This window comes from Paraburkholderia sp. RL17-383-BIF-A, from assembly GCF_046028015.1.
Taxonomy (GTDB): domain Bacteria; phylum Pseudomonadota; class Gammaproteobacteria; order Burkholderiales; family Burkholderiaceae; genus Paraburkholderia.
Genome location: NZ_JARESR010000027.1, coordinates 76273 through 102512 on the forward strand (window position 1 = coordinate 76273; position 26240 = coordinate 102512).

At 63.3% G+C, this 26240-nt stretch carries 24 protein-coding genes; 8 read left to right on the forward strand and 16 right to left on the reverse strand.

Annotated features, from left to right (window positions below):
* Positions 1-19 precede the first annotated feature (19 nt).
* Together P0D71_RS26255 and P0D71_RS26260 are read right to left on the reverse strand one after the other, a co-directional pair.
* Positions 20-1222, reverse strand: a complete 1203-nt coding sequence (locus P0D71_RS26255; protein ID WP_408482863.1) for an acyl-CoA dehydrogenase family protein — start codon at positions 1220-1222, stop codon at positions 20-22.
* 72 nt (positions 1223-1294) lie between these two features.
* On the reverse strand, positions 1295-2653 hold the full coding sequence (locus P0D71_RS26260; RefSeq protein ID WP_408482825.1) for an MFS transporter: 1359 nt from the start codon (positions 2651-2653) through the stop codon (positions 1295-1297).
* A gap of 313 nt (positions 2654-2966) precedes the next feature.
* Between P0D71_RS26260 and P0D71_RS26265 the strand changes: the two genes are divergently transcribed.
* On the forward strand, positions 2967-3692 hold the full coding sequence (locus P0D71_RS26265; protein ID WP_408482827.1) for a haloacid dehalogenase type II: 726 nt from the start codon (positions 2967-2969) through the stop codon (positions 3690-3692).
* A 114-nt stretch (positions 3693-3806) separates the two neighbouring features.
* Here the strand turns inward: P0D71_RS26265 and P0D71_RS26270 are convergent, their stop codons facing one another.
* The 3 genes from P0D71_RS26270 to P0D71_RS26280 are packed head-to-tail and all read right to left on the reverse strand — an operon-like array spanning position 3807 to position 6485.
* Positions 3807-5279: an NAD-dependent succinate-semialdehyde dehydrogenase gene (locus P0D71_RS26270; protein ID WP_091803140.1), complete on the reverse strand. Its 1473-nt coding sequence runs from the start codon at positions 5277-5279 to the stop codon at positions 3807-3809.
* Positions 5254-5472 (reverse strand): hypothetical protein, encoded by a 219-nt coding sequence (locus P0D71_RS26275; protein ID WP_408184819.1) that lies wholly within the window; start codon positions 5470-5472, stop codon positions 5254-5256. Before P0D71_RS26275 ends, P0D71_RS26270 begins: the two co-directional genes overlap by 26 nt.
* Complete coding sequence (locus P0D71_RS26280) at positions 5469-6485, reverse strand: LacI family DNA-binding transcriptional regulator (RefSeq protein WP_091803138.1); 1017 nt, start codon at positions 6483-6485, stop codon at positions 5469-5471. Before P0D71_RS26280 ends, P0D71_RS26275 begins: the two co-directional genes overlap by 4 nt.
* 203 nt (positions 6486-6688) lie before the next feature.
* Here P0D71_RS26280 and P0D71_RS26285 point away from each other — a divergent pair, with 203 nt between their 5' ends.
* The 6 genes from P0D71_RS26285 to P0D71_RS26310 all read left to right on the forward strand — a co-directional run bounded on the left by P0D71_RS26285 (position 6689) and on the right by P0D71_RS26310 (position 14352).
* Positions 6689-7828 carry an ABC transporter ATP-binding protein gene (locus P0D71_RS26285; RefSeq protein WP_408482829.1) on the forward strand — a complete coding sequence of 380 codons (1140 nt, stop codon included), beginning with the start codon at positions 6689-6691 and terminating at the stop codon, positions 7826-7828.
* A 119-nt stretch (positions 7829-7947) separates the two neighbouring features.
* Positions 7948-9201: an ABC transporter substrate-binding protein gene (locus P0D71_RS26290; protein WP_091803132.1), complete on the forward strand. Its 1254-nt coding sequence runs from the start codon at positions 7948-7950 to the stop codon at positions 9199-9201.
* A gap of 85 nt (positions 9202-9286) precedes the next feature.
* Positions 9287-10192: a carbohydrate ABC transporter permease gene (locus P0D71_RS26295; protein WP_408184816.1), complete on the forward strand. Its 906-nt coding sequence runs from the start codon at positions 9287-9289 to the stop codon at positions 10190-10192.
* Positions 10193-10212: 20 nt separating this feature from the next.
* On the forward strand, positions 10213-11064 hold the full coding sequence (locus P0D71_RS26300; protein WP_091803125.1) for a carbohydrate ABC transporter permease: 852 nt from the start codon (positions 10213-10215) through the stop codon (positions 11062-11064).
* Positions 11065-11101: 37 nt separating this feature from the next.
* Positions 11102-13066, forward strand: a complete 1965-nt coding sequence (locus P0D71_RS26305; RefSeq protein ID WP_408482831.1) for a beta-galactosidase — start codon at positions 11102-11104, stop codon at positions 13064-13066.
* Between the two features lie 125 nt (positions 13067-13191).
* A complete protein-coding gene (locus tag P0D71_RS26310; protein ID WP_408482833.1) occupies positions 13192-14352 on the forward strand; it encodes a glycoside hydrolase family 53 protein in 1161 nt (386 codons plus the stop codon).
* Between the two features lie 22 nt (positions 14353-14374).
* On the opposite strand, the gene P0D71_RS26315 is transcribed toward P0D71_RS26310, so the two are convergent.
* The 6 genes from P0D71_RS26315 to P0D71_RS26340 all read right to left on the reverse strand — a co-directional run bounded on the left by P0D71_RS26315 (position 14375) and on the right by P0D71_RS26340 (position 20424).
* The gene (locus P0D71_RS26315; RefSeq protein WP_091803117.1) at positions 14375-14701 is read right to left on the reverse strand and encodes a hypothetical protein; all 327 of its coding nucleotides are present in this window, start codon (positions 14699-14701) and stop codon (positions 14375-14377) included.
* Between the two features lie 227 nt (positions 14702-14928).
* The gene (locus P0D71_RS26320) at positions 14929-16287 is read right to left on the reverse strand and encodes an MFS transporter (RefSeq protein WP_408184812.1); all 1359 of its coding nucleotides are present in this window, start codon (positions 16285-16287) and stop codon (positions 14929-14931) included.
* Between the two features lie 76 nt (positions 16288-16363).
* Positions 16364-17581, reverse strand: coding sequence for a porin (locus P0D71_RS26325; protein WP_286162094.1), 1218 nt, complete (start codon positions 17579-17581; stop codon positions 16364-16366).
* 349 nt (positions 17582-17930) lie between these two features.
* Positions 17931-18275, reverse strand: coding sequence for a cupin domain-containing protein (locus P0D71_RS26330; RefSeq protein ID WP_408184811.1), 345 nt, complete (start codon positions 18273-18275; stop codon positions 17931-17933).
* A gap of 33 nt (positions 18276-18308) precedes the next feature.
* Positions 18309-19298 (reverse strand): succinylglutamate desuccinylase/aspartoacylase domain-containing protein, encoded by a 990-nt coding sequence (locus P0D71_RS26335; RefSeq protein WP_408482836.1) that lies wholly within the window; start codon positions 19296-19298, stop codon positions 18309-18311.
* Between the two features lie 43 nt (positions 19299-19341).
* Positions 19342-20424: a tartrate dehydrogenase gene (locus P0D71_RS26340; protein ID WP_408353822.1), complete on the reverse strand. Its 1083-nt coding sequence runs from the start codon at positions 20422-20424 to the stop codon at positions 19342-19344.
* 167 nt (positions 20425-20591) lie between these two features.
* On the opposite strand from P0D71_RS26340, the gene P0D71_RS26345 reads away from it, so the two are divergent.
* A complete protein-coding gene (locus P0D71_RS26345) occupies positions 20592-21533 on the forward strand; it encodes a LysR substrate-binding domain-containing protein (protein WP_408482838.1) in 942 nt (313 codons plus the stop codon).
* Between the two features lie 36 nt (positions 21534-21569).
* Here the strand turns inward: P0D71_RS26345 and P0D71_RS26350 are convergent, their stop codons facing one another.
* The 5 genes from P0D71_RS26350 to P0D71_RS26370 all read right to left on the reverse strand — a co-directional run bounded on the left by P0D71_RS26350 (position 21570) and on the right by P0D71_RS26370 (position 26044).
* Positions 21570-21968: a hypothetical protein gene (locus tag P0D71_RS26350; RefSeq protein WP_408482840.1), complete on the reverse strand. Its 399-nt coding sequence runs from the start codon at positions 21966-21968 to the stop codon at positions 21570-21572.
* 141 nt (positions 21969-22109) lie between these two features.
* Entirely contained in the window at positions 22110-22607 is a 498-nt protein-coding gene (locus tag P0D71_RS26355; RefSeq protein WP_011491802.1) for an Lrp/AsnC family transcriptional regulator, read from the reverse strand.
* 51 nt (positions 22608-22658) lie between these two features.
* Complete coding sequence (locus P0D71_RS26360; RefSeq protein WP_091803097.1) at positions 22659-24056, reverse strand: aspartate aminotransferase family protein; 1398 nt, start codon at positions 24054-24056, stop codon at positions 22659-22661.
* 183 nt (positions 24057-24239) lie between these two features.
* Positions 24240-25166, reverse strand: coding sequence for a 2-hydroxyacid dehydrogenase (locus P0D71_RS26365; RefSeq protein ID WP_408353814.1), 927 nt, complete (start codon positions 25164-25166; stop codon positions 24240-24242).
* Positions 25167-25171: 5 nt separating this feature from the next.
* The gene (locus P0D71_RS26370) at positions 25172-26044 is read right to left on the reverse strand and encodes a GNAT family N-acetyltransferase (RefSeq protein WP_408482842.1); all 873 of its coding nucleotides are present in this window, start codon (positions 26042-26044) and stop codon (positions 25172-25174) included.
* Positions 26045-26240 lie beyond the last annotated feature (196 nt).

Consider the following 26240-nt stretch of genomic DNA (forward strand, 5'->3'; position numbering starts at 1 on the left):
GGAGGCTGGGCGCGCCGTGTTACGGAAAAGGCGTGACTGGCGGCACGCCCGCGAACAGCGCGCCGGAGGCGTCATACGTGCCTTCGCCCAGAAACGCATGTTGTGTCACGACGATCGAATCCCGCACGAGACGCTGCAAGCGGTTCTCGCGATAGATCGCGGCAACGCCCGCCATCTGATACGCCTGCATCACCACTTCGGCGCCGATCTGCGCGGCGTGCGTCGCGCTCAGGCGCAACAGATTCGCCTGCTCCTGCGAGACGGCATCGCCGTTGATGATCGTCCGCCATGCGGCCTCGGCGGATTCGTAGAAGAACGCGCGGGCGCTGCGCCAGTTGGCCTCCGCTTTCGCGAGGCCGGAGCGGTAATAGCCGCGGTCGGCTAGGCGCGGCGCGCCGGTGGTCGTTTTGGTCGAGCCGGACATGCCTGTCAACAGATCGAGCGCCGCCCGCGCGAGACCGATGTTGACGGCAGCGTGCACCTGGGCCTGATAGGCGACGGCGGGGTAGCGGTACAGCGGTTCGTCGATCAGCGCCGCGCCGCCGCGCACGAAGGTCCATGGCGTCTCAACGAATTTATCCCGGAGCCGCAGATCGTGGCTGCCGGTTCCCTGCATACCGACCACGTTCCAGTTCTCGACGATCTCGACCTCATGCGCGGGAAACACCGCGGTGAACGGCTTGCCCGCGGCCGCCGCGCCGCAGTTGGCGGGCGTGCCGCCGATGCCGACGCCGATCCAGTCCGCGCCCTTGCAGCCGCTCGCGAAGCGCCACTGCCCGCTCACCACGAAGCCACCCGGCGCCTGGGCAGCGGGTTGCAGCGGATAGAGGCCGCCCGAGAAAACCTGGTCGGGGCCGGTGGCGTAAATCTGCTCCTGTGTTTCGATCGGCAGCGCGGCGAGATACGTATTCGCCGAGCCGAACGCGGCCACCCAGGCAGCGGAGCCGTCGGCAATCGCGATACGTTCGAGCATCCGCAGGAATTGCGCCGGCGGCAGCGCGTCGCCGCCGAAGCGTTGCGGCGTGCTGGCGCGGAAGATGCCCGCGCGCTTCATCTTCGAGATCATGTCGCGCGGGACATGGGAGAGTCGATCGAACTCGTCGCGGCGGCGCTCGATTTCGCTGATCAGCGCGTCGAGTGTGATCGGGCCGGCGTACTCAGGATACGGATCGGCATGATCGAGCGCCCTGGGTTCGTAAGCGTAGGTCGAAACATTGCTCATCGGAAGGCTTTGCATGATGACGGCTTGAAAATGGAGTAAATGAGTTCGGACGAATTGGCGTCGGCGGGGACGTCAAGCGCTTTCGCGCTCTGCATGCTCTTTGGCCTTCGCCTCGAGCCGCAGCGCTTTGGGAAAGGTCTCCGGTGCGAAGCAGGTGGCGGCTACCGTGATCAATCCGAGCACGACCAGATAAATCGCCACCGGTGCGGCGCTGCGGTAATGCGCGAGCAGCGCGGTCGCGACCATCGGCGAGAGTCCGCCGCCGAGTACCGACGAAATCTCGCGGCCGATACCGAGCCCCGAAAACCGCAGATGAACCGGCAACAACTCGCTGATGAACGCGGGCTGTGCGCCTTCCAGAATGCCGAGCGTGATGCTGTTGGCGAGTACGAGCGCGGTGATGACTTTCCACAGCACGCCCGAGCCGAGCAGCGTGAAATACGGGTAGGCCACCAGCACCATCGCCACGGCGCCGGCGAGATAGACCGGCTTGCGGCCGATCCGGTCCGTGAGACGCCCCATCAACAGCGACACGGGGATCATCAGCAACATCGACACGGTCAAGCCGCCTAACACCCAGCTCGATTTCAGGCCGATAAACTGGCCATACGCAATCGAGAACGCGAAGAAGATGTACGACGCCGCGCCTTCGCCGAAGCGCAGGCCGAACACGGTCAACACCTGGCGCGGGCATTGGCGCAGCACTTCGACGACCGGCATGCGGGCATCGCGGCGCGTAGCCTTGACTTCGGCGAACTCCGCGCTTTCGTCGACGGAGCGGCGCATCCACAGGCCGAGCGCGACCAGCACGGCGCTGCAGAGGAACGGCACGCGCCAGCCCCAACTGTGAAAGTCGGCGGGCGTGAGCGTTTGCACGAGCAGAAACGCGGCGGTGGACAGCACGAAGCCGAACGCTGCGCCGCACGGGCTCCAGGCCGCGAGCGCGCCGCGCCGGGAGGCGGGCGCGCTTTCGTGAATCAGCAGAATGCTGCCGCTCCATTCGCCGCCTGCGGCGAGGCCTTGCAAAATGCGCAACAGCACCAGCATGACGGGCGCCGCGAGGCCGATCTGCTGATAGGTCGGCAGAAGACCCATGCACACGGTGGCCGTGCCCATGACGAGCAGCGTCAGCATCATGACCGTCTTGCGGCCGTAGCGGTCGCCGATATGGCCGCACAGCACGCCGCCGATCGGCCGCGCGATAAAGCCCACCGTAAAACCGCCGAACGCCGCGATCGTGCCCGTCAGCGGATCGCTGCCGACCGGAAAGAACAGCTTGCCGAACACGAGCGCGGCGGCGGTGCCATAGAGGAAGAAGTCGTACCATTCGAGAACCTGACCGAGCACGGCCGTCGTCACTGCGCGACGAACCTTGCTGGTGGGCCGGATGGCGGGCAGGGGTGTCAGAACGGCTGTCGCGTCAGAATTCATGGCAGTGGGAGGGTCACGAGGTGAAGGGTCGCGCGCTCACGCCTTTTTGATCGGCAGGAGCGGCGAGACGAATCCGGCAGGCATGTCGAACGATAGGACCGTGAAAAAGCGCGGTCAAATTCGGGCCAAAAATGCCCGTCATGAATCGTGTGCATGACGGTTACGCTATTGCACGCGCGGCCGTTGCAGGCACTTGCGCGTGTGGGTTCCAACGAGAGCGGGTTGGCGGTTTGTTCGGGGAACTGAGATTTGGCGAAGCGCGGCCATGGCTCTACACTGTGTTCACATTCGGCGAACCACGGAGAGAACCGGCATGCGACTGACCGATTTCGATACGCTGACGTTCGACTGCTATGGAACGTTGATCGACTGGGAAACCGGTATTTTCGAAGGCTTGCGGCCGCTGCTCACGCGTGTGGAACCGCCACTCACGCGCGACCAGGTGCTCGAAGCACACGCGCGGCACGAATCGTCGCAGCAGAGATACACGCCGGGGCGGCGTTATCAGGAGCTACTGCCGATCGTCTACAAGCGTCTCGCGGAAGAGTGGCAGGTGCCGTACACGCTCGCCGACTGCGTGGCGTACGGCAAGTCGATCCAGAACTGGCCCGCGTTCGACGATTCCGCTGCGTCGTTGCAATACCTGAAGCAGCATTACAAGCTGGTGATTCTGTCGAACGTCGATAACGAAAGCTTTGCTTATAGCAACGCGAAACTACAGGTCGAATTCGACGCGATTTTCACGGCCGAGGATATTGGCTCATACAAGCCGTCGCCGCGCAATTTCGAGTACATGCTGGAAAAGCTGGGCGAGCGAGGCATCAGGAAGGAAAAGATTTTGCACACGGCCGAAAGCCTGTTCCACGACCACAAACCGGCGAACGAATTCGGCCTCTCGTCGTGCTGGATTTATCGCCGGCACGCAAAGCAGGGCTTCGGTGCGACGATGGATCCGGGCTCACAGCCGAAGATCGACTTCCGCTTCAACAGCATGGGTGATCTGGTGAAAGCGCATCAGCGGGCTTTGCAGGCCAAATAGCGATTGAATGAAAACTGCCGCCTCGGTACAGCGCCTCTTTGGAATGTAAGGCGCTGCGCCGAGGCGGCAGAGTGTGCAGGTCAGGCGTTCAGTTGCCAGCGGGATAGCGGCTCGTCAATCAAGCCCGCCTTGGCACAGGTACTTGATCGACATGTAATCGTCGAGCCCGTACTTCGACCCTTCGCGGCCATAGCCCGATTCCTTCACGCCACCAAACGGCGCCGCTTCGCTCGACACCGCGCCTTCATTGATGCCGATCACCCCCGCTTCGAGCTGTGCGGCCACGCGGTTGATACGCCGCACGTCCTGCGTGTAGAAGTAGGCGGCGAGGCCGAACGGCGTGTCGTTGGCGAGGCGGATCGCTTCGGCTTCGTCGTCGAAACTGAAGAGCGGGGCAACCGGGCCGAAGGTTTCTTCGCAGCAGACCAGCATGTCGTCGCGCGCGTCCGTCAGCACGGTCGGCGCGTAGTAGTTCGGGCCGAGTTCCGTCAGGCGCTTGCCGCCGGTCAGCACTTTCGCACCGTGTTTGACGGCGTCTTCCACGTGACGGGCGATTTTCTCGATTGCGCGTTCGTTGATCATCGGGCCGATCTGCGCGTCCGGGTCCGTTGCGGGCGCAACCTTCAAGGCGGCGACGCGCCGCGCGAGCAGCTCGGCAAAGCGCGCATAGACGCCGGCTTGCACATACACGCGGTTCGGACACACGCAGGTCTGGCCGCCGTTGCGGAATTTCGCCGCCATCAGACCGGTGACGGCGGCGTCGAGATCGGCGTCGTCGAATACGATAAAGGGCGCGTTGCCGCCCAATTCCAGCGAGAGCTTCTTGAGCGTGCCCGCGGATTCACGCGCGAGATGCTTGCCGACCGGCGTGGAGCCGGTGAACGTGATCTTGCGCACGCGCGCGTCGGCGAGCCAATCGGCAACCGCGGCAATGCCCTGTTCACGCGAGGCCGACAGCATGTTCAACACGCCGTCCGGCAGACCGGCTTCCTGCGCGAGCGCGGCGAGGGCGAGTGCGGTGAGCGGCGTGTCTTCGGCGGGTTTGGCGACCACGGTGCAACCGGCCGCGAGCGCGGGCGCGATCTTGCGCGCGATCATGGCCAGCGGGAAATTCCACGGGGTGATGGCCGCGACCACGCCGACCGGTTCCTTCACCGCGCTCATGCGCTTGCCGCGCTGCTGCTGCGGAATCAGATCGCCGTAGATGCGGGTCGCTTCGTCGGCGAACCACGCCACGTACGACGCGCCGTAAGCCACTTCGCCGCGGCTTTCCGCGAGCGGCTTGCCCTGTTCCATCGACATCAGCTTCGCGAGGTCGTCGGTATTGGCGACGATCAGCGCGTGCCAGCGGCGCAGAATCTCGGCGCGCTCGCGCGGCAGCTTATCGCGCCAGGCGGGGAACGCGCGGGCTGCGGCGTCGGTGGCGGCGCGCGCGTCCGCGGCGCCGCTGTTCGCGACTTCGACGATCGTTTCGCCGGTGGCCGGGTTGGTGACGGCAAAGCGGGCGCCGTCGGCGGCACCGGCCCATTTTCCGTCGATCAGGTTCTGCGGGCGAATCAGTTCACTGCGCGTCAATGCGAGAGACATCGGGTTGCTCCTTCAGGTTGCCCTTGATTCGGCGAGGCTCGCGGCGGCGCGGCCGCGTACCGTGGGCCGATTGATGGATCGATGCTACGCCTGTGCCGCAATCGATCAATTTGCCAATCGGGGCGTTGGCGGTTTGTACGCCTTTTTTTTCGTGCTGTGACAGCATTTTCTGCTGAATGGCTTGCAAATTCATTTCGGCCGTCGCGGCCCGGTCGACGCGCGCACGATCAGCGTGGGCGGCGGGGCGAGCAGCATCGACGGCTGCTGGTCCGGCGTCTGGATCAGCCGGATCAGACTCTCGACCGACAACTCCGCGATCGCCGCGGTCTGAATCGCGACCGTCGTCAAAGCGGGATGCACCTGGTGCGCCAGTTGAATGTCCGTAATGCCGATCACCGAAACGTCGTTTGGCACCGCTCGGCCCAGCGTCAGCAGCGCCTGTGCCGCACCGATCGCGAGCAGGTCGTTGGTCGCGAAAATCGCGGTGAGATGCGGCCGGTTTGCCATCAGTTGCATGCAGGCGGCGTAGCCCGCGTCGATCGAGTCGCGGATTTGCAGCACCGCCGCCGCGTCGGTCTCGATACCGGCGGCGCGCATCGCGGCGCGAAACCCGTTGGAGCGCGCATCCTGCAAGCCGCCGCAACCGTCGCCGATCAGAAGGCCGATTTCGCGGTGGCCGAGCTCGAGCAGATGCCGCGCGGCCAGCTCGCCCGCGAGATGAAAATCCACGGCGATGCAAGGCAGCGCGGGAGGCGATTCCGGGTGTTCCCACATGGCCAGCAAAATCGGCGCGCTGTGCGTAGCCGACGCACACAGATCGTTGATCGTGATGTCCGTGTTCATGACTAGCACGCCGTCGGCCAGCGTGCCCGCGATCTGGTTCAGATACGCGCGGCCGATCTCGGCGTCATCGTCAGTATTGCAAACCATCAGGAAGTGGCCGGCTTTGCGCGCGGCACGCTCGGCGGCCAACACGAACTCGGGGTAGAACGGGTTCGAGATATTCGACAGCATCAAGGCGAGCGTCGACGAGCGGCCCTCGGCCAGTGCGCGTGCATTCAGGTTGGGCCGGTAGCCGAGATCGGCGATCGCCTTGAGCACGCGTTCAGCCGTTTCGGGGCGCACCTTCTCGCGGTTGCGCAGCACGTTGGAGACAGTCGCGGCGGTGACGTGAGCGCGCTTCGCAACTTCGGACAGAGTGACCATGACTTCTTTATCCCATATTCAGGGAATGCGATTCAAATGTTGCAAGCTGCGGGCGACGTTGATAACTTGCTGGAAAACATCCAGGAGACACCCGCCATGACTTTTTCCCTCGAACTCGAATTTAAGCGATTAAATGCCTGCCGCGCAAGGGTTGGCCACTTATTTTCCCAAGAAATTTAAGCGGTTAAATCCACGGAGGCAGCATGGCGGCAATTCGTTTGACGAACGTGCAGAAGTCGTACGGTGACCATCCGCCGGTGATCCGGCGCGTGAATCTGGAGATAGCGCAGCACGAGTTCTGCGTCTTTCTGGGACCTTCGGGTTGCGGCAAGTCGACTCTGCTGAGAATGATCGCGGGGCTCGAAGACCTGAGTGAAGGCGAACTGCATATCGGCGGCCGTCTGGTGAACGACGTACCTGCCGCGGCGCGCGGCGTCGCCATGGTGTTCCAGAGTTACGCGCTGTTTCCGCACATGACCGTGTTCGACAACATGGCATTCGGTCTGAAGCTCGCGAAACAACCCAAGAATGTGATCGACAGCAAGGTGCGCGAAGCCGCGCGCATTCTGCAACTGGACAGCTTTCTGGAGCGCTATCCGAAAGCGCTTTCGGGCGGGCAGCGACAGCGCGTCGCGATCGGCCGCGCGATCGTGCGGGAGCCCGGCGTGTTCCTGTTCGACGAGCCGCTGTCGAATCTCGACGCCGCGCTGCGTGGCCAGACGCGCGTCGAAATCGCGCGTTTGCATCAGCGCTTTGCCAACGCGAGCGTGGTGTACGTGACCCACGACCAGGTCGAAGCGATGACGCTCGCCGACCGGATCGTGCTGCTCCATGCAGGCGCGGACGCCGAGCGCTTCGGCAGCATTGCGCAAAGCGGCGCGCCGCTCGAGTTGTATCACCATCCAAAGTCGCGCTTCGTGGCGGGTTTCATCGGTTCGCCGCGCATGAATTTTATCGACGCCGTGGTCGATTCGATCGAGCCGGGGAGCGTAACGGTCACGCTGACGCAAAGCGGCGAGCGATTGACCGCACAGGTCGACGGTCAACGTTTGCAGCGCGGCCAGCCGGTCACGCTCGGCGTGCGGCCGGAACATCTGCGCCTCGACGGCGCCGGGCAGTCCGTGCAGTGCACGACGGTCCTGTCGGAACGGCTCGGCGAGCACAGCTATATCCACGCGGATCATACGGCGGGCACGCTCATCGCCAAGGCCGCGGGCGATACGCCGATCGGTTCGGGCGAGCGTATTGCCATTCACGTTCCGCCTTCTGCCTGTCATCTGTTCGACGCGGATGGGATTGCACTGCGGCGCAGCGCGTTCGAGCCCGAACGCGCCGCCGCTTGAGTTTTGGTTCGTGAGCGTTTGAAGCATCAACTGATTCATCAAAGCCGAATTCCGCCACAGAGCGGGTTACATTGCCGGCAGCCGCGCTGCCGGCCAACAAGGTATCAAGGAGACACAAGATGATTGCTTTTCGCCTTCGCCGTCTTGCACACGTGTCGATCGCAGCCGCGCTGGTCGCCGGTTCGCTCTGCTGTGCCGCAGTCGACGCCGCCACGCTCAACGTCAACGTATCGGCGCGCGGGAATCAGCGCTCGACATGGCAGGACGCGTTCGACAAGTTCAAGAAGGCCAATCCCGATGTCGATCTGAAGGTGACCTACATCACCGAAGAAGCGTACAAGGTGCAGATGAGCGGCTGGCTTGCCACCGATCCGCCCGACGTCGTTTCATGGCACGACGGCGAGCGCATGGCGTATTACGCGCAACGCGGCCTGCTCGAAGACCTGTCGGCGGACTGGAGCAAAAATGGCTGGTCGCAGCAGTACGCGTCGGTGAAGGATGCGTCGACGTATAAGGGCAAGCAGTACGCGGCGCCGCTCGGCTACGACGCGTACGGTTTCTTCTATCGCAAGGATCTGTTCGAGAAGGCCGGCATCAAGAGCGAGCCGAAAACGTGGGATGAATTTCTCGATGCCTGCAAGAAGCTGAAGGCCAGCGGCGTCGCGCCGATCGCGGTGGCCGCGCGCGACAGCTGGACGCTTGCCGCCTGGTTCGACTATCTGGATCTGCGCATCAACGGCAACGCATTCCATCAGCAATTGATGGCGGGCGAAATTCCCTACACCGACGCACGCGTGAAAAAGGTCTATGCCGCGTGGAAAACGCTGATCGACGATCACTACTTCATCGACAATGCGCTCTCTTACGACCTCGATTCGATCGCACCGTTTCTCGTGAACGGCAAGGCGTCGATGATGCTGATGGGCACGTTCTTCTCCGCGAGCATTCCGGCGAACCTCAAGCCGCAAACCGGCTTCTTCCGCTTTCCGGTAATCGACGCGAACGTGCCGATGGCCGAAGACGGTCCGGTCAACGTGCTGCTGATTCCCGCAAAGGCGAAAAACAAGGCCGACGCGCGCAGGCTGCTCGCCTTCATGGAACAGCCGCAGATCAACGCCGATCTCGCGAAGGGCTGGGGAACGCTGCCGTCGAACAGTCTGGCGACCGAGCCTGACGATCCGATTTCGAAGGTTGGCTTCCAGACACTCGCCAACACCAAGGGCGGTATCGCGCAGTTCTACGATCGCGACATGCAGAAGGAAATGGCCGACGAAGGCATGAAAGCGATGCAGCAGTTCTACAGCGATCCGTCGCAACTCGACGCCGTGCTCGTGCGCCTCGAAGCGACCCGTAAGCGCATCTACCAGAAGTAAAGAAGTCAGTCACGGAGCGCCGGCGGCGTAGCAACGGCCGGCGCTCGTCTTCGAATCGCCTTCGCTTTCCGACGAGGCCCGATCCATGTCTCATTCCGCAGCGCGCCGCTTACCCGCGGCTTCGCACCGTCACGTCTCGACTACGCGCCGTCATCAGCATCGCGCCGCGTTCTTCTTCCTGTTGCCGGGTTGTGCGTTGTTTTGCCTGTGCGTGGTGTATCCGATCATCAGCAGCATTTCGCTCAGTTTTTATCACTGGGACGGCATGACGCCGAAGACCTTCGCCGGCTTCGACAACTATATCGAGCTGTTTCATGCCGACACGTTTTATACGGCGCTCAAGAACAATCTGATCTGGCTCGCGCTGTTTCTGCTGGCGCCGCCGCTCGGGCTGCTGTTCGCGTTGTATCTGAACCAGCATATCCGTGGCATGCGCGTCGTGAAGTCGCTGTTCTTCGCGCCGTTCGTGCTCTCGGGCGTGGTGGTCGGTCTCGTGTTCAGCTGGTTCTACGATCCGGGCTTCGGTTTGCTGCGCCTGATCGTCGGTCATGGCATTCCCGTGCTGGGCGATCCGCATACGGTGACCTTCGGCATCGTGTTCGCCGCGTTATGGCCGCAAACACCGTTCTGCATGGTCCTGTACCTGACGGGCCTGACGGGTATCAATCCGGAAGTGGTCGAGGCGGCGCGCATGGAAGGCGCCAAAGGCGTGAAGCTGCTATGGCACGTGATCCTGCCGCAACTGCGGCCCGCCACGTTCATGGCCGTGGTGCTGACGGTGATCGGCGCATTGCGCAGCTTCGACCTGATCGCGGTGATGAGCGGCGGCGGTCCGTTCGACAGTTCCACCGTGCTCGCCTATTACATGTACGACCAGGCCATCAAGTACTACCGCGAAGGCTATTCCGCGGCGATTGCCGTCGTGCTGTTCGCCATCATGCTCGTCTACATCGTGTTCCATTTGCGCCGCATGCTGCGCGAAGAACGCTGATCTCCAAGGAGTTGCGCGTCATGTATCCGCTTCCCGTCGAACGCTGGAAACCGCTCAATCGCACGCTCTACAAAGTGTCGTTGCCCATTGCGCTGTTGATATGGCTTCTGCCGATGCTGGCCGTGCTCGTCACGTCGATCCGTTCATCCGACGAGCTGTCGCAAGGCGACTACTGGGGCTGGCCGAAGCACTTTGCGCTGCTAGAAAACTACGGCACGGCGCTCACGCAAACGCCGATGCTGCATTACTTTGCCAACAGCGTGCTGATCACGGTGCCTTCGGTGCTCGGCGCGATCGTGCTGGCGTCGATGGCGGGCTTTGCGTTGGCGACCTACCGGTTCCCGGGCAATACGGCCGTGCTATTCGCGTTCGTCGCCGGCAATTTCGTGCCGATCCAGATCCTGATGATCCCGGTGCGCGACATGGCGCTGAAGGTCGGACTGTTCAATAGCGTGTGGGCGCTGGTGATTTTCCACGTGTCGTTTCAGACCGGCTTCTGCACGCTGTTTCTGCGAAATTTCATCAAACAGTTGCCATTCGAAATGATCGAGGCCGCGCGCGTGGAAGGCGCGAGCGAATGGACCATCTATCTGCGCATCGTGTTGCCGCTGATCCGGCCCGCGCTCGCCGCACTCGGCATTCTGGTGTTCACGTTCGTGTGGAACGACTATTTCTGGGCGCTATGTCTCACGCAAGGCGACGACGCCGCGCCGATCACGGTGGGCGTCGCGGCGCTCAAGGGCCAATGGACGACCGCGTGGAACCTGGTCGCCGCGGGCTCGGTGCTGGCCGCGTTGCCTTCCGTGCTGATGTTCTTCCTGATGCAGAAGCACTTCGTAGCCGGTTTGACCTTCGGTGCAAGCAAGGGCTGAGCGCCGGTCCGACGTTATCTAACAACGAGAATCTCTCATGCAACTTGGTGTCTGTTATTACCCGGAACAATGGCCGCGCACGATGTGGGCCGACGACGCGAAACGTATGGCCGAGCTCGGCATCACCCACGTGCGGATCGCTGAATTCGCGTGGAGCCGGATGGAGCCGCGCGCCGGCGAATTCGTGTGGGGATGGCTCGACGAAGCGGTCGACACACTGGCGGCCGCAGGATTGAAACTGGTGCTCGGCACGCCGACCGCTTCGCCGCCGAAGTGGCTGATCGACGCGTATCCCGACGTGCTGCCGGTGCGCGCCGATGGCACGCGCTGGAATTTCGGTTCACGCCGGCACTACGATATATCCAGCGAAACCTATCGGCGCGAGTGCTTGCGGATCGTCACGGCAATGGCTCAGCGCTACGGGCGGCATGCCTCGATCGTCGCGTGGCAGACCGATAACGAACTCGGCTGTCACGAAACCGTGCCCAGCTATTCGCCTGCCGCGCTCGTGCGCTTTCAGACGTGGCTACGGCGGCGCTACGAAACCGTCGAAGCGCTCAACGACGCATGGGGCAACGTATTCTGGAGCATGGAGTATCCGTCGTTCGAGGCGATCGGCTTGCCGAACCTTACGCCCACCGACGCCAATCCGATTCATCTGCTCGACTTCCGCCGCTTCATGTCGGACGAGGTGGCGGGTTTTCATCGCGAGCAGATCGACGTGTTGCGCGAGCATGCGCCGGCTGCGGATCTACTGCACAACTTCATGGGATTTTTCACGACCTTCGATCACTACCGTTTCGCCAAAGACAATGCGATCGATGTCGCCGCATGGGACAGCTACCCGATCGCGCGCACTGAATCGATCTCGCTGCCCGACGAACAGAAAGCGCTCTATGCACGCACCGCGCACCCCGACGTTTCCGCGTTCGACCACGATCGCTATCGGGCAATCGGCAGCGGGCGTTTCTGGGTGATGGAGCAGCAGGCCGGTCCGGTCAACTGGGCGCCGTGGAACCCGGTGCCGGCGAAAGGCATGGTCAGGCTGTGGGCTTACGAGGCGTTCGCGCACGGCGCGGAACTGGTGTCGTATTTCCGCTGGCGTCAGTGTCCGTATGCGCAGGAGCAGATGCATTCCGGGCTCAATCTGCCGAACAACGAACTGTCGCCGGGTGGCCTCGAGGTGCAGCAGGCGGCGCGGGAAATCGCCGCGAGCGCCGCACTGTCCGAACTCGATGCACCGGCGCGTGCGGCTGTTGCAGTCGTATTCGACTACGAGACGCAATGGATGTTCGAGATTCAGCGTCATGGCAAGACCTTCGACTATCAGACGCTGGCGTTCGACTACTACGAGTCGTTGCGCGAACTCGGGCTCGACGTGGATATCGTGTCGAGCCGCGCGGATCTGTCGGCTTATGCGATGGTGGTCGTGCCGAGCATCGCCGTGGCCGACGAGGCGCTCGTGCATCAGATCGAGCGAAGCGAAGCGCAATGGGTGTTTGGCCCGCGCAGCGGCTCGAAAACCGACAGCTTCGCGATCCCCGCCACGCTGCCGCCCGGCGCGTTGCAACGCGTTCTGCCGATGCAGGTGCTCGAAGTCGAGACGCTGCGGCCCACGCTGGCACCGGCGGTGTCGATTGGCGGCGTGCCTGGCGTGGCGATGCACTGGCGCGAGCACGTGCGGGCCAACCTCGATACGCAGGTCGATGCGCAATTCGACGACACGTGGCCCGCAGTGCTCTCGCACGGCAAGGTTCGCTACGTGGCCGGCTGGTTGTCGCATGCGTTGCATCGCACGGTATTGGAGCAGGCCGCGCGCGATGCCGGCATCGAAACGCAACGGCTGGCGGAAGGCTTGCGCATCCGGCGGCGCGGCGCTCTGACCTTCGCGTTCAACTTCGGTGCGCAGCCTGTGCATGCGCCGGCGCCGGTTGCTGCGACGTTCGTGCTCGGCAGTGCGCTCCTGGAAACGGGCGACGTGTGCGCATGGAAGAGCGAATGATCTGATTGGCTGTCGACGGAATCGGATCCAACAGTGTGTGTAGTCGGAGGGTGACACTCAAGCGCTTCAACCTGGGACCAGGCGGCCTTCGGAAGAGCCGCCCATCAATAGATGGAGGATGACAGATGAACAGAAGAGAAATGCTCGGCTGGCTCGCGTCGACGGCGGCCGCAGCCGGTGTCGGCGCAACGCTCGGCGCGCCGGCGCTCGCGGCGGAGTTGCAGGCTTCGGGGCGTGGCAGTCGCTTTGCGAAAGGCGCCGACGTATCGACGCTGCTCGAACTGGAGGCGAACGGCGCGAAGTTCTATGAGCACGGCGTGCCGCACGACTGTCTGTTGCTGCTGAGAAGGCATGGCGTCGATTCGATTCGTATCAAGGTCTGGAACGATCCGGGCAACCCGAACTTCTTTCCGGCCGATCAGAGCCCCGCTGTCGGGTACAACAATGCGGACCATGTGCGCCTGCTTGCGCGCCGCGCGGCCGCGCTCGGCATGCGCGTGCTGATCGATTTCCACTACAGCGACTGGTGGGCCGATCCGGGCAAGCAGTATCCGCCGCACGCGTGGGCCGGCAAGGATATCGCGCAGACCTGCGCGTTGCTGTCGGAGTACACGACGAATGTGCTGAAGATGCTCAAGCGCGACGGCGTGCACCCGGAGTGGGTGCAAGTGGGCAACGAGATCACCGGCGGCATGCTGTGGCCGCTCGGCAAGTACGATCAGTGGGACAACCTCGCCCAATTGCTGAAAGCGGGGCACGACGCGGTCAAATCCGTTGACGATCGCATCAAGGTCATGTTGCATATCGACAGCGGCGGTAACAACGCGACGAGCCGCTGGTGGTTCGACAGCGCGACCCAGCGCGGCGTTACGTTCGATGTGATCGGCCTGTCCTACTACCCGCAGTGGCAAGGCTCGCTGAGCGATCTGCAGAACAACGCGAACGATCTCGCAACGCGCTACGACAAGGACGTGATGGTGGTCGAGACGGCCTATCCATGGACCACCAGCGACGGCGATTCCGAACCGAACGCGATGACCAACGTCGGGACGGCGAGCTATCCGCAGACGCCGGCGGGCCAGGCGCAGTTTCTCGGCGCGTTGACGGACATTGTCCAGGCGATACCGGATGGCCACGGCAAAGGCGTGTTCTGGTGGGAGCCGGAATGGATTCCGACGCCGAATGTCGGATGGAAGCTCGGCGCCGGCGATCAGTGGGACAACAACACGCTGTTCGATTTCCACGGCAACGCGCTGACGTCGCTCGATGCCTTTCGCAAACGTTAGTGGCTAGTTGAGCGCGCGGGCGCTACTTCGCGGGCGCCTGCGCCTGACGGTTCGCGCAGTCCGACGTAAATGCCATGCTGGCCTGGTCCGGCGTCATGCGCGGCGCGTCCGGGCTGTAGATCTTCTCGATGATGGCGCTGACCGCTTGCCGGTCAGCCGCGTCCTTGTAGTACTTGGCCGCCTGGTCGAGCGCTTGCGCCTTGGTCTTTTTATGCGCGCGCCACGACGCGACCTGGCCGGCGATATCGCCGATCGCAAAGCACTGATCGCTGACGGTTTGCGCGACGGCCTGAGCGGCCGGTTGCGCGAGGCACGCCGCGAGCAGCGCGGCAACGACTACGCGTTTCATTCCTTGAACCCTGTGGTGAGGTGAGCAACGTTGCCCGAGCGATGGCATGCGCCACCGCGGCAACCGAACTTGCCAACAGGCACGTAGTTTATCGGGAAGTGGCGCGCCGCGTTTTTTCACGCGACGCCGCAATAGAAAAAGCCGCCTCGCAGGGCGGCTTCAAACAGCCATCGGGTCATGCGGCGCATCCGTTGCCGGACGGCATCCTCGAGATGCGCACGCTTTCTTCAATGCCCGAACGACTCCGTCTTCGAGGCGCTCACGTTCGACACATGCGGCCGTGCCGCCTGTTTGATCAGCAACGCCACGCACGAAATCAGACCCGCCACCGCGACCATGGCGAAGATGCCCGCGAACGTGAAGTGGCGGCGCGTCAGTTCGGCCACGAGAAACGAGCCCGCAATGCCGCCGAAGCGCCCAATGCCGAGCATCCACGCCACGCCCGTGCCACGGCCTTCGGTCGGGTAGAACGCGGCGGCGAGCGCCGGCATCGACGACTGCGCGGTATTCATCAACACGCCGGCCACGAACACGACGAACACCAGCGCGCCCACGTTGCCCACCGCCTGGCCGATGAAATACACGCTCACGGCCGTCAATGCATAGCAGGCCGCGATGATCCGGTTCGCGTTGAAGCGGTCCATCAGCACGCCGCACAGCACGGCGCCCACGCCGCCGAGCGGGAACAGCGCGGAAATCAGCGTCGCGCGTTGCGGCGTGAGGCCGGCGTCCTTCAGCAGGATCGGCATCCAGTTGATCGACGCGTAGAAGATGACGAGGCCCATGAAATAGGTGATCCACAGCATCACCGAGCCGATGATGTACGAGCGCGACAGCACCACCGCCACGCCCTTGCCGCCGGTTTGCGGCGCGGTTTCGGTCATGATGAAGGTGCCCGCTTGCGCCGCTTCGCTCGAAATGCGCGAGAGCGCCGCGCGAATCCGTTCGACCGGCTGGCTATTGGCCACCATGTAGCGCACCGACTCCGGCATCTTGAGCGCCAGCAGGATCAGAAGCAGCAGCGGGGTGATGCCGCCGAGCAGCAACACGCTGCGCCAGCCGAAATGCGGAATCATCCACGCCGCGAGAAATCCGCCGAACGCGGCGCCGAGCGGAAAGCCGCAGAACATCAGATTGATCACGGTCGCGCGGCGGCGATCCGGGCAGTATTCGCCCATCATCGTGACGGCGTTCGGCATGGCCGCGCCCAGACCCACGCCGGTGATGAAGCGCAGCGTCGTCAATTGTCCGATGCTGTTCGAGAAGGCCGAGGCGAGGCACGCCACGCCGAACAGCAGCACCGAGCCGAGCAGCATGGAGCGTCGCCCGAGCCGGTCGGACAGTGGTCCCGAGCCGAGTGCGCCGCAGGCGAGGCCGAATAGCGCGGCACTCAGCACCGGCGCGAGCGCCGGCTTGGTGATGCCCCATTCGGCGATCAGGGAAGGCGCAATGAAGCCGATCGCGGCCGTGTCAAAACCGTCCAGCAGGACGATGATGAAGCACATGAAGAAGACGAGCCACTGGAACGGCGAAAAGGGATGTTCGTTGAGGAAGGTCTGAACGTTCACAGCGTTGCTGCGGCTCATGATGTGTCTCCTGACTGCGGAATACGGAAAGGCCCGCCGTAACGAGCCTTCCTCTTTTTAAGATCGTGCGCCGATTTTAGAAGCGGTGCACGATGCCCACGCCTGCGGCGAACTGGCTACGCGACGACGACGGCGCGCTCTGGAAGCCGTCGCCGATGGTTGCCGTCGCGCTGATGATGTGACCCGAGCCGGCCGTGCCCAGCGTATTGCCATTGGTGCGCTGGAACGCCTGCAATGCATAAAGGCCGGTGCGCTTCGACAACGAATAGTACTCGGACAGGTTGACCTGCTGGTACTGCGCCGAACTCGTGATGCCGTTCGCCTTGGTAGCGCGAGTGTAGCTGTAGCCGGTCGCGAAGTCCCACGAAACAGTTGGCTTCCAGTGCAGCACGACACCGCCCGTATTGAAGATCGCCGTGTCGCGGAAGCTCGAGTTGATACCCGGAATGTACTGCACATTCGAGTAAGCCGCGGACACGTCCCAGCCGTTGCCGAAGTTATAGCCGCCGGTCACGGCAAAACGCTGCTGCGCCTGTGCCGTTTGATAGCCGTTGGTCACGGCCGACACGCCCGGCTGCGCGCCGTTGTTCGACACGGTGGAATCCGCGCCGTAGGCACCGCCGCCCAGCGTCGAGTTGTTGATGCGCATGAAGCCCACCGCGACGCCAACCGGGCCGTTGATGTACTGCACCGCGCCGCTCCAGGTCGAGCCGCGGTTCAGGCTGCCCGGCACGCCGCCGAGGGCGTACGAACCGCTGAACGTGAAGCCGTACAGTTTCGGCGACGTATAGACGAGCGAGTTGTTCGCGCGGTAAATCGTGTCGAGCGCGTCGACGTCGCCCGGGTGCGCGCCGTAGTAGCCGGTGAGCCACGTGGTCGGGCTATACGGCGACAGCAGCGAGTAGTAAGCCGTGTACTGGCGGCCGGCCTGCAGCGTACCGTAGGTCGGGTTCGTCACGCCGACCCATGCCTGGCGGCCGAACATCGCATTCGTGTATTGCTGGGCGCCGGTGCTCGAGTTGAAGCCGGATTCCAACTGGAAGATGGCCTTGGTGCCGCCGCCGAGATCTTCGCCGCCCTTCAAACCGAAGCGGCTGCCGGCCCATACGCCGTTGATCATGTTCACTTTGGACTTGCCGCCGGCGTTCGAGCCAAGCGAGCTTGCGCTGCTTTGATAGCCGATACCGGCATCGACGATACCGTACAGCGTGACGCTGCTTTGCGCGAAAACCGGTGCGCTGGCGAGAGCGGCGATCGCGCATGCGATCCGGGTCATAGTGATATTGCGATTCATAAAGGTATTCTCCAATTCGACCTGCTTCGACTGACTTGAGCGTGGTTGGCGACCCGGCCGTCGTTTGATTTTTCTCCGCCGTTCTGTTCGTATGTAGAACAGCGATTCTTTGTGCGAACAAGGCTGAACTGTAAGTAAGATGGCGACGAGGGGTCAACGCGGGATTACCCCACTCTGTTGCAGATGCACATCGACCGGAAAAAGACGCTGGACAGCGCGAAGAACGAGGGAGGCCGCGGCGCGCTTTGGCGCGCCGGGGTGAGACGGGGTGTTGGCAGAAGGGGGAGCGCGGCCCTCGCAGGGCCGGCATGGTGCAGCGCGGCGCTCGGTGAACAGCGTGAAACGGTGGTCAGAAGATGACGTAAACCTTGCGCATGGTTTCCTCGACTTCCCACAGCCCTTCGGTGTTGGCTTCGAAGAAGAGCGTGTCGCCACTCTCGAAGTGGATGGTTTCCTCGTTATCGGGCGTGAAGCGTCCCCGTCCGGCAATGAAGTGCATCACTTCGGCCTGCTTGACCGAGCGGCGATAAGTGCCGGCGGTGCATTCGAAAATGCCGGTGTCGATGGCCTCGCTGCCCTTGATGACGCGTTGCACGCCCGACACCTGGATCGGCGTCGTGCCGGGCAGCCCGGCCGTGCCCCAGTCCTCCAGATTCTGCAGATTCACGCTTTGCTTGAGCTGCTGTACCTTCATCGCTACGTTGCCTTTGAGTGTGGATGGGCCGTTTCATTGGCCATGGGTTGGGGTGTTCGTCACGGTCTGCTCGATCTTGCCCAGCCGCACCACGGTCACGCCCGGCCGCAGTTGCCGCAGCGATGGCATGACGAGCATGCAGTCGTCGTAGGGCGTGGTGATGGCCTCGCCGTTCGACCAGCCGATCACGGCACCGGCCTCGGGAAAGATCTCGAGACCCGTATACGCCGCCGCGAAACGGAAATCCATGCTGGTGGCCACCACCGGCTGCGTCACGCGGACGATATGTTGCACGCCCGGCAATGGCGCAAGCCAGCCGGCCGGCAGATCCGCTTCATCGACCACGCCGGCCAGCAGCAGGAAGCGCGCGGTGGTGTCGCGCGCGACCGCAACCGCATTGCGTTCCCAATGCTGTCCGCATTCGATCAGCAGCGCGTTCTTCGGGCTGGCGGGGTCGCCGAAGCCTTCGTAATCGCGCATGCGGCGGCCTTCCGGATGGCCTTCGTCGCAGATCACGGTGGCGGGCGTGCCGAGTCGCACGGCGAGGTCGATGCCTTTTTGCAGCGGTCCCGCCACGATCAAAGGCTTACTCTTCTCGTGCATGGAGTGCAGATCGAGCAGAAGATCGACGCTGTCGATCACGGGCCGCATCGCGCGCGCACGCTCCAGCTCGCTGGACGTGCGCGAAGCATCGTCGAGCACCGCGGCAGTCCATACGCGGTTGAAATCCTGATCGACGAAGCGGGCCGCGTCCGGCTGCGCCGAATCGAAACTCCGATATGCGTCGACGTTCGCGAACGCCAGTGTGAGGCGTCCACGGCGTGGCCGCAGCGCGCACCGCAATAATTCGTCCACGACGATCGCGCCGCACACTTCGTTGCCGTGTGTGAGCGCGTTGATCATCACGTGCGGACCCGGTGCACCCGAGTCGAACGTGTGGACATAGGCGATACCGGATGCCGATTGTTCGTGGCCCGAAATATCGGGGAATTCGACTTCGATAGGGTAGGCTTCCGTGCTCATGCGAGTGTGTCCTTGCAGAGAGTGTGCGGGTTGACCGGCGAGCTCAGGCGAGCTTTGCCGCGATCGCCCGGCCGACCTCGGTGGTGTTCGCCTTGCCGCCGAGGTCGCCGGTATGCGGCCCTTCAACCAGCGTCGCCTCGATTGCGGCGAGAATCGCGTCGTGCGCCTCGCGCTCCTTGCCGGCGTGGTTGCCGAGGAAGTCGAGCATCATCGCGGCCGACCAGATCATCGCGATCGGATTGGCGATGTTCTTGCCCGCGATGTCCGGTGCCGAGCCGTGCACCGGTTCGAACAGCGACGGAAACTTGCGGTCCGGATTCAGATTGCCCGACGGCGCGAGGCCGATCGTGCCGGTGCAGGCGGGGCCGAGATCGGACAGAATGTCGCCGAACAGATTGGTGGCGACCACCACGTCGAAGCGATCAGGGTTCAGCACGAAGCGCGCGCAGAGAATGTCGATGTGCTGTTTGTCCCACGTCACGTCCGGATACTGCGCGGCAATGCCGGCCGCGACTTTGTCCCACCACGGCATGCTGATCGCGATGCCGTTGCTTTTGGTGGCCACCGTGATCTTCTTGCGTTCGCGCCGTTGCGCGAGATCGAACGCGAACTTCAGCACGCGTTCGCTGCCGTGCCGCGTGAAAACGGATTCCTGCAGCACGAATTCGCGCTCCGTGCCTTCGAACATCACGCCACCCACCGACGAATATTCGCCCTCGGTGTTCTCGCGCACGATCCAGAAATCGATGTCGCCCGCCTTGCGGCCCGCGAGCGGCGAAGGCACGCCGGCAAAGAGGCGCGCGGGGCGCAGGTTGATGTACTGGTCGAATTCGCGGCGGAACTTCAAGAGCGAGCCCCACAAGGAAATATGGTCGGGCACCGTGTCGGGCCAGCCGACCGCGCCGAACAGAATCGCGTCCGCCGATTGCAGTTGCGCTTTCCAGTCGTCCGGCATCATCTTGCCGTGCTTCGCGTAGTACTCGCAGCTCGCCCATTCAATGTGCTGATACTCCAGCTCGATGCCGAAGCGCGTTTTCACCGCCTCCAGCACGCGAATGGCTTCCGGCATGACTTCGACGCCGATGCCGTCGCCGGGAATGACTGCGATCCGATATTTCTTCGACATGTTGTGCTCCTCCGCTTGGGACTGTTTGGGGCTGCTTGGGACTGTTTGGGGCAGCTGGACGATTCGGTAACGGCTATTTTATTCCTGCTGTTTGAGACTAAAATAGTCGCTTTAGTTAAGCCACTGTGCACGATTCGTGTACAAACTCCGTTGCCACCCATCGACCTATGAGCGCCGTCCCATCTCCCGATCTCGGCGACTTGCGCGTGTTTTGCGAAGTGGCGCGCAAGTCCAGTTTCAGCGCGGCGGCGGAGGCCCTGTCGGTGTCCGCGGCGTACGTCAGCAAACGCATCAACGTGCTCGAGACTACGCTCGGTACGCGTTTATTGCACCGTTCCACGCGCCGGGTGGCGATCACCGAGGCGGGCGAGCGCGTCTACACGTGGGCCGAAAAGATTCTCGACGACGTCGATCAATTGGTGGAAGACGTCTCCACCACGCGCCGCATACCCGGCGGCAAGCTGCGCATTTCCAGCAGCTTCGGCTTTGGCCGCCGTTTCGTCGCGCCCGCGCTCGCGCGCTTTTCCGAGCGCTATCCGCAGTTGAGCGTGCGGCTCGATCTGTTCGACCGTCTCGTCGATGTGGGCGGCGAAGGCTTCGATCTGGATGTGCGCATTGGCGACGAGATCGCGCCGCATCTGATCGCGCGGCGGCTCGCGTCGAATCATCGCGTGCTATGTGCGTCGCCCGGCTACCTTGCGCGGCATGGCGCGCCGCGCCAGCTTGCCGAGCTGTCCTCGCATGCGTGTCTCGCGATCAAGGAGCGCGACCATCCGTTCGGGCTCTGGCGTTTGACGGTGCGCGGCGAGACGGTCTCGATCAAGGTCACGGGACCGTTGTCGACCAATCACGGTGAAGTGGCGGTGGAGTGGGCGCTGGCCGGGCGCGGCATCGTGCTGCGTTCCATGTGGGACGTGCGGCCGCTGCTCGAAAGCGGTCAGTTGCAGCAGGTGCTGCCCGAGGTCACGCAACCGGCGAATCTGTGGGCGGTGTATCCGGCACGGCTCGCGCAGTCGGCGAAGGTGCGGGTCTGCGTCGACTTTCTGAGTGAGGAATTCGCGCAGTGGAGTCCGCCGGCCGACGGGGCGGCCGGGGGGGAGATGGGGTGACCTGACGCGCGTTGCTAATCGATCGGATCTTTACGCTTACTTTTCGCGTATTGCGCGCACGATGATCCCGTCCCATCCGAACACGATTTTGTAGTCGCTCATTCCGAAGACTGCGAAGCAGTTTTCGCTATGCAGCAACGTCGTTCGCGCGGGTAAGCCGGTTTCGTTGACGGTGAGTCCGAATTGCCTGTTCAACTCTGTCTCTGTATCCACGTCGATAACTGTAAAGCCTGGACGCGGTACGCAGCTTTCCTTGTCGAACGCAATCGACTTCGGCGTAATCGTCATGGTCTTGCCGAGAATCCGCTTTGCCTCGGGGATACCGCCAGATATATCCGAATAGTCCACCACGTCGGTGACGACCCACTTGCCCACGAAATCGCCGACCGAAGGGGACTTCGTCTGTGCGGCGGAGGTGCCTGCACCAAACGTCATGGCGATAGCTGCGAATAGTAGGCGTCGAATCATCGCGCCCCCTGTCTGAATGGCGCGGATTCGCGCTGACGTCGGTTCAGCAGTCCTCGACTCAGCTTCGCAGGGCCGCATATCCCAATCATGCAAGGTTCCAGAGACGGCCTAGTGATGATTCTGCGAGAACAGCGTTTCGAGCGGGTAGTGGCTCTTCACGAACGGCGACTTGATGATCACGTAGCTGAAGTACTTCTCGATCCCGATGTCGCGTTCCAGCAGCCCTTCCACGATGCTCTGGTAATGGCTCACGCTGCGCGTGACGAACTTCAGCAGGTAGTCGTAGCCGCCGCTGGCAAGATGACACTCGACGATCTCGTCGACGTCGCGGATCGCATTCACGAACTTGATGAAGTCTTCCCGCCGGTGATCGGCGAGCGTGACTTCGGTAAACACGATCTGCACGTCGCCGAGCTTTTCGAGCTGGATCTGCGCACCGTAGCCGATGATGTAGCCGGCTTTCTCCAGACGCTTGACCCGGATCAGGCAAGGACTGGGCGAAAGGCCGACCGCGTCGGCAAGCTCGACGTTGGTTATGCGGCCTTTCTTCTGCAACTGGGAAAGTATGCGCAGGTCAATCCGGTCTAGCTTGCAGTCGCTGCTCATCGTAACGTTATCGCTCCGGCGATCGGTGTGGGGCTGGGATGGCCCTCTACTCTAGCATGCGTTGGCATGGGTTTTGACCTTCAACGCGGCGCGCACATCGGCTTGTGCGAGAACATCGTCGAGGGTCTTTTCAAGTCGTTCGAACATCAGATCAAACTCGGCCTCGGTGTACGAGAGCGCCGGTGCGAAGCCGAGAATGTTGTCGCCGAAGGCCCGGAAAATCAGGCGGTTTTCATACGCGGCGGCGGCGATCCGTTCAGACAGTTTGAGCGCTGGGTCGAAGCCCGCCTTGCTGTCCTTGTCGGCGACGAGTTCGAGCGCGCCGAGCAGGCCACGGTGGCGCGAATCGCCCACCAGCGGATGCGCAAGCAGCGCGTCGAGGCCGCGCGCGAAACGCGGTGCGCGCGCCACGCCGTTTGCCAGCAACCCGCCCTCGTGATAGAGGCGCAGCACTTCTAGGCCGATCGCCGCGCTCACCGGGTGCGCCGAATACGTATGGCCATGGCCGACCACCGCCTCGGCGTCGCCGTTGGCGATGCCCTGATAGATTTCGTCCGACATCAGCACGGCGCCCATCGGCGCATAGCCCGCGGTCAGGCCTTTGGCCACCGTCATCAGATCCGGCTCGACGTTTTCGCCCTGGCAGGCGAACAGCGGACCGGTGCGGCCGAAGCCGGTGATGACTTCATCGGCGACGAACAGGATGCCCAGCTTACGGCAGCTTTCACGCATTGCCGTGAGCCAGCCGACCGGCGGCACGATCACGCCGCCCGAGCCCTGAATCGGCTCGCAGAAGAACGCGGCGACGTTGTCGGCGCCGAGTTCGGCCACCTTCGCTTCGAGCGCGGCGACCGAGGCGGCGATCAGCGCGGCGTCGTCGGCAAAATCGCTGCGGTACGCGTACGGCGACGGCAGATGATGCTGGTTCGGCAGCGGCAGATCGAAGTTGCGGTGGAACGCGGGCAGGGCGGTGAGGCCGGCGCCGGTCGTCGACGAGCCGTGGTAGCCGCGTTGCAGCGCGATGATGTGTTTCTTCGACGCGCGCCCCGTGGCGTTGAAGTAATGCGTGATGAAGCGCAGTGCCGAATCCACCGCGTCCGAACCGCCGAGCGTGAAGTAGACGTGCTGCAGCGAAGCGGGCGACACCTCGACCAGCTTTTGCGCGAGTTCGATGGCCGGCTCCGAGCCGAAATGGAAGTAGCCGGTTGCGTAGGGCAGTTTTTGCATCTGCGCGGTAGCGGCGTCGACAATGCTTTGCTGGCCGTAGCCGACGTTCACGCACCAGAGTCCGGAAAACGCGTCGAGCAGTTCGTTGCCGGCCGCGTCGCGCAGAAACGCGCCGCTGGCGGACTCGAGGACGGTGACGCCGCGTGCTTCGTGCGCGCGGTAGTTGATGACCGGGTGAATCAGATGCTTGCGGTCGGCTTCGATGAGCGATTGAATCGGCATGATGGTTTCTCGTCGCGGGAAGGGGCTGTTGACCGTCCCATACTACTGATCAGCGGCGATCGCCTGCTCACCTAAACAATTGCCTGAAAAGCGCGCACGACGCGTTTTGATGCGTGACCTCAGCATTTTATGCTGCGAACGCTGAAAAGCCGTGTCGCGCGGGCGTTTCGTCCGGTTCTGCCCTCAATAGCCTTGCGCGCGGTCGATCTGGCCAACCATAGGCAAGCCCGCGCGATGGCGGCGCAGGTTCTCCAGCACTACGTCAACGGCGGTGTCGGGCCGCGTCGCACTCGCGATATGCGGCGTGATACGCACGCGTGGATGCGTCCACAACACATGACCGGCGGGCAGCGGCTCGGGATCGGTGACGTCGAGAATGGCGTTGTGCAACTGACCGCTTTCGAGCGCCGCGAGCAAATCCTGCTGATTCAGATGCGGACCACGCCCCGTTTGAATCAGCGAGGCGCCGCGCGGCAGCTTCGCGAACAATTCCGCATTGAGCAGCCCGCGCGTGGCGGGCGTGAGCGGCAGCAGACAGATGAGGATGTCGGTGCGAGCGAGAAACGCATCCAGCGCGCCTTCACCGGCATAACAGTCGACGCCCTCGATCTCGCGAGCCGAACGGCTCCATCCCGCACAGTCGAAACCGAACAGACGCAGCCGTTCCAGCACGGCCGTGCCGAGCACGCCGAGCCCGAGCACACCGACGCGGCGCTGGCTGGCGGGCTTGAGCGGCAGCTCGCGCCAGACCTGCTGCTGTTGCTGAAGGCCGTAGTCGAACAGATCGCGATGAATGGTCAGCACAGCCTGTGTGACATATTCGACCATGCCTTCCACGATGCCCGGTTCGATCATGCGCACCACGGGCACATGCTCCGGCACGCCGGACAGATCGAACTGATCGATACCCGCGCCGACCGAGAACACGACTTCCAGGTTAGGGAAGGTGCGCGTCGGGTCTTCAGGTGGCTGCCAGGCGGCGAGATAGCGGATCGCGGCCGGATCGCCGAGTTCGGGCCAGATATGAAACGGCAAGTCCGGCGCTTTCTGCGCGAAGAGTTTCGCCCACTGGGCGCCGCGCGCCGGGTCGGCTTTATAGAGGAAGGCCATGATGGTCAGCAGATTGCCTGGTTGATGATGCCGTATTGCAGGTAATGCGCATCCTGTCCGCCGCTCGCGGCCTGGCCCGGCGTGGCGGGGCGGATCATTTTGACGACCGTGTCCACGCGCGGCAGCCCCAGCTGTTCCAGCCATTCGGTCAGACCGCTTTCGCCCGGCGTGTCGATACGCACGAACACGCCTTCGTTCAGCGCCAGCCAGTGGCTGATGAGCGCCTTCGCACGGCTCGATTCCTCCGAGGCGGGCGCGACCACCGGACCGATCGCAAAGCCGCGCCCGAAGCGGCGAAACAGTGCGAAGCCGATCAGTTCGCCGTCGCGGTCGAGCGCGATGCCGTCGGCGGCGCCCAGCAGTGCGGGCAACACTTCGCCGCGGTCCAGGCCGCTGGCCCGCGACGCCAGTTCGACCAGCCGCGCGGTATCGCTCGAACCGAGCGGACGCAACCGTTCGCCGGGCGGCAAGGACACGAGCGGCGGCTGGAACGCCGCGCCCTGATGCTGATCGAGCGTGCCGGTCGCGCGAAAGCCGAGCTTTTCATAAAGTGGCTGGCCCGCGGGGGTGGCGTGCAGGAAGGTGACGCGCCCGCCCAGTTCTTCCAGCACCAGATCCATCAGCTTTCTGCCGATGCCGCGCCCCTGGTGCGCCGGCGACACGATCACCATGCCGAGCGAACCATGCTCGGCTCCGTATTTCCAGCACAGAGCGGTGCCGATCACACCGCTCGGGTCTTCCGCGACGAAGCCCACGCCCAGTTGCGCCACGAATCGCCAGTCGTCCGGGCGATGCGGCCATTTGACTTCGACGGTCAACGCGTGCGCAGCGGCGATGTCCTCGAGGGTGAAGCGTCTATAGGTAATCGAATCGGACACGCCGAGCTCCCTGATTGACTGAAGGCTTACGCCGTCACTGTGTCATCCGGTGCGCGGTGTGACTAGGACGATCTTTTTATCGCGGCCCCCGGAAAGGACCGCAGCGCAATTCGATGCAAAACGCCAGGTCCGGGCACGCATTACAGGTGAGTTCTGCTGCGCGGCGATTTTTGTCGGCGACATATGCCACGCCGCC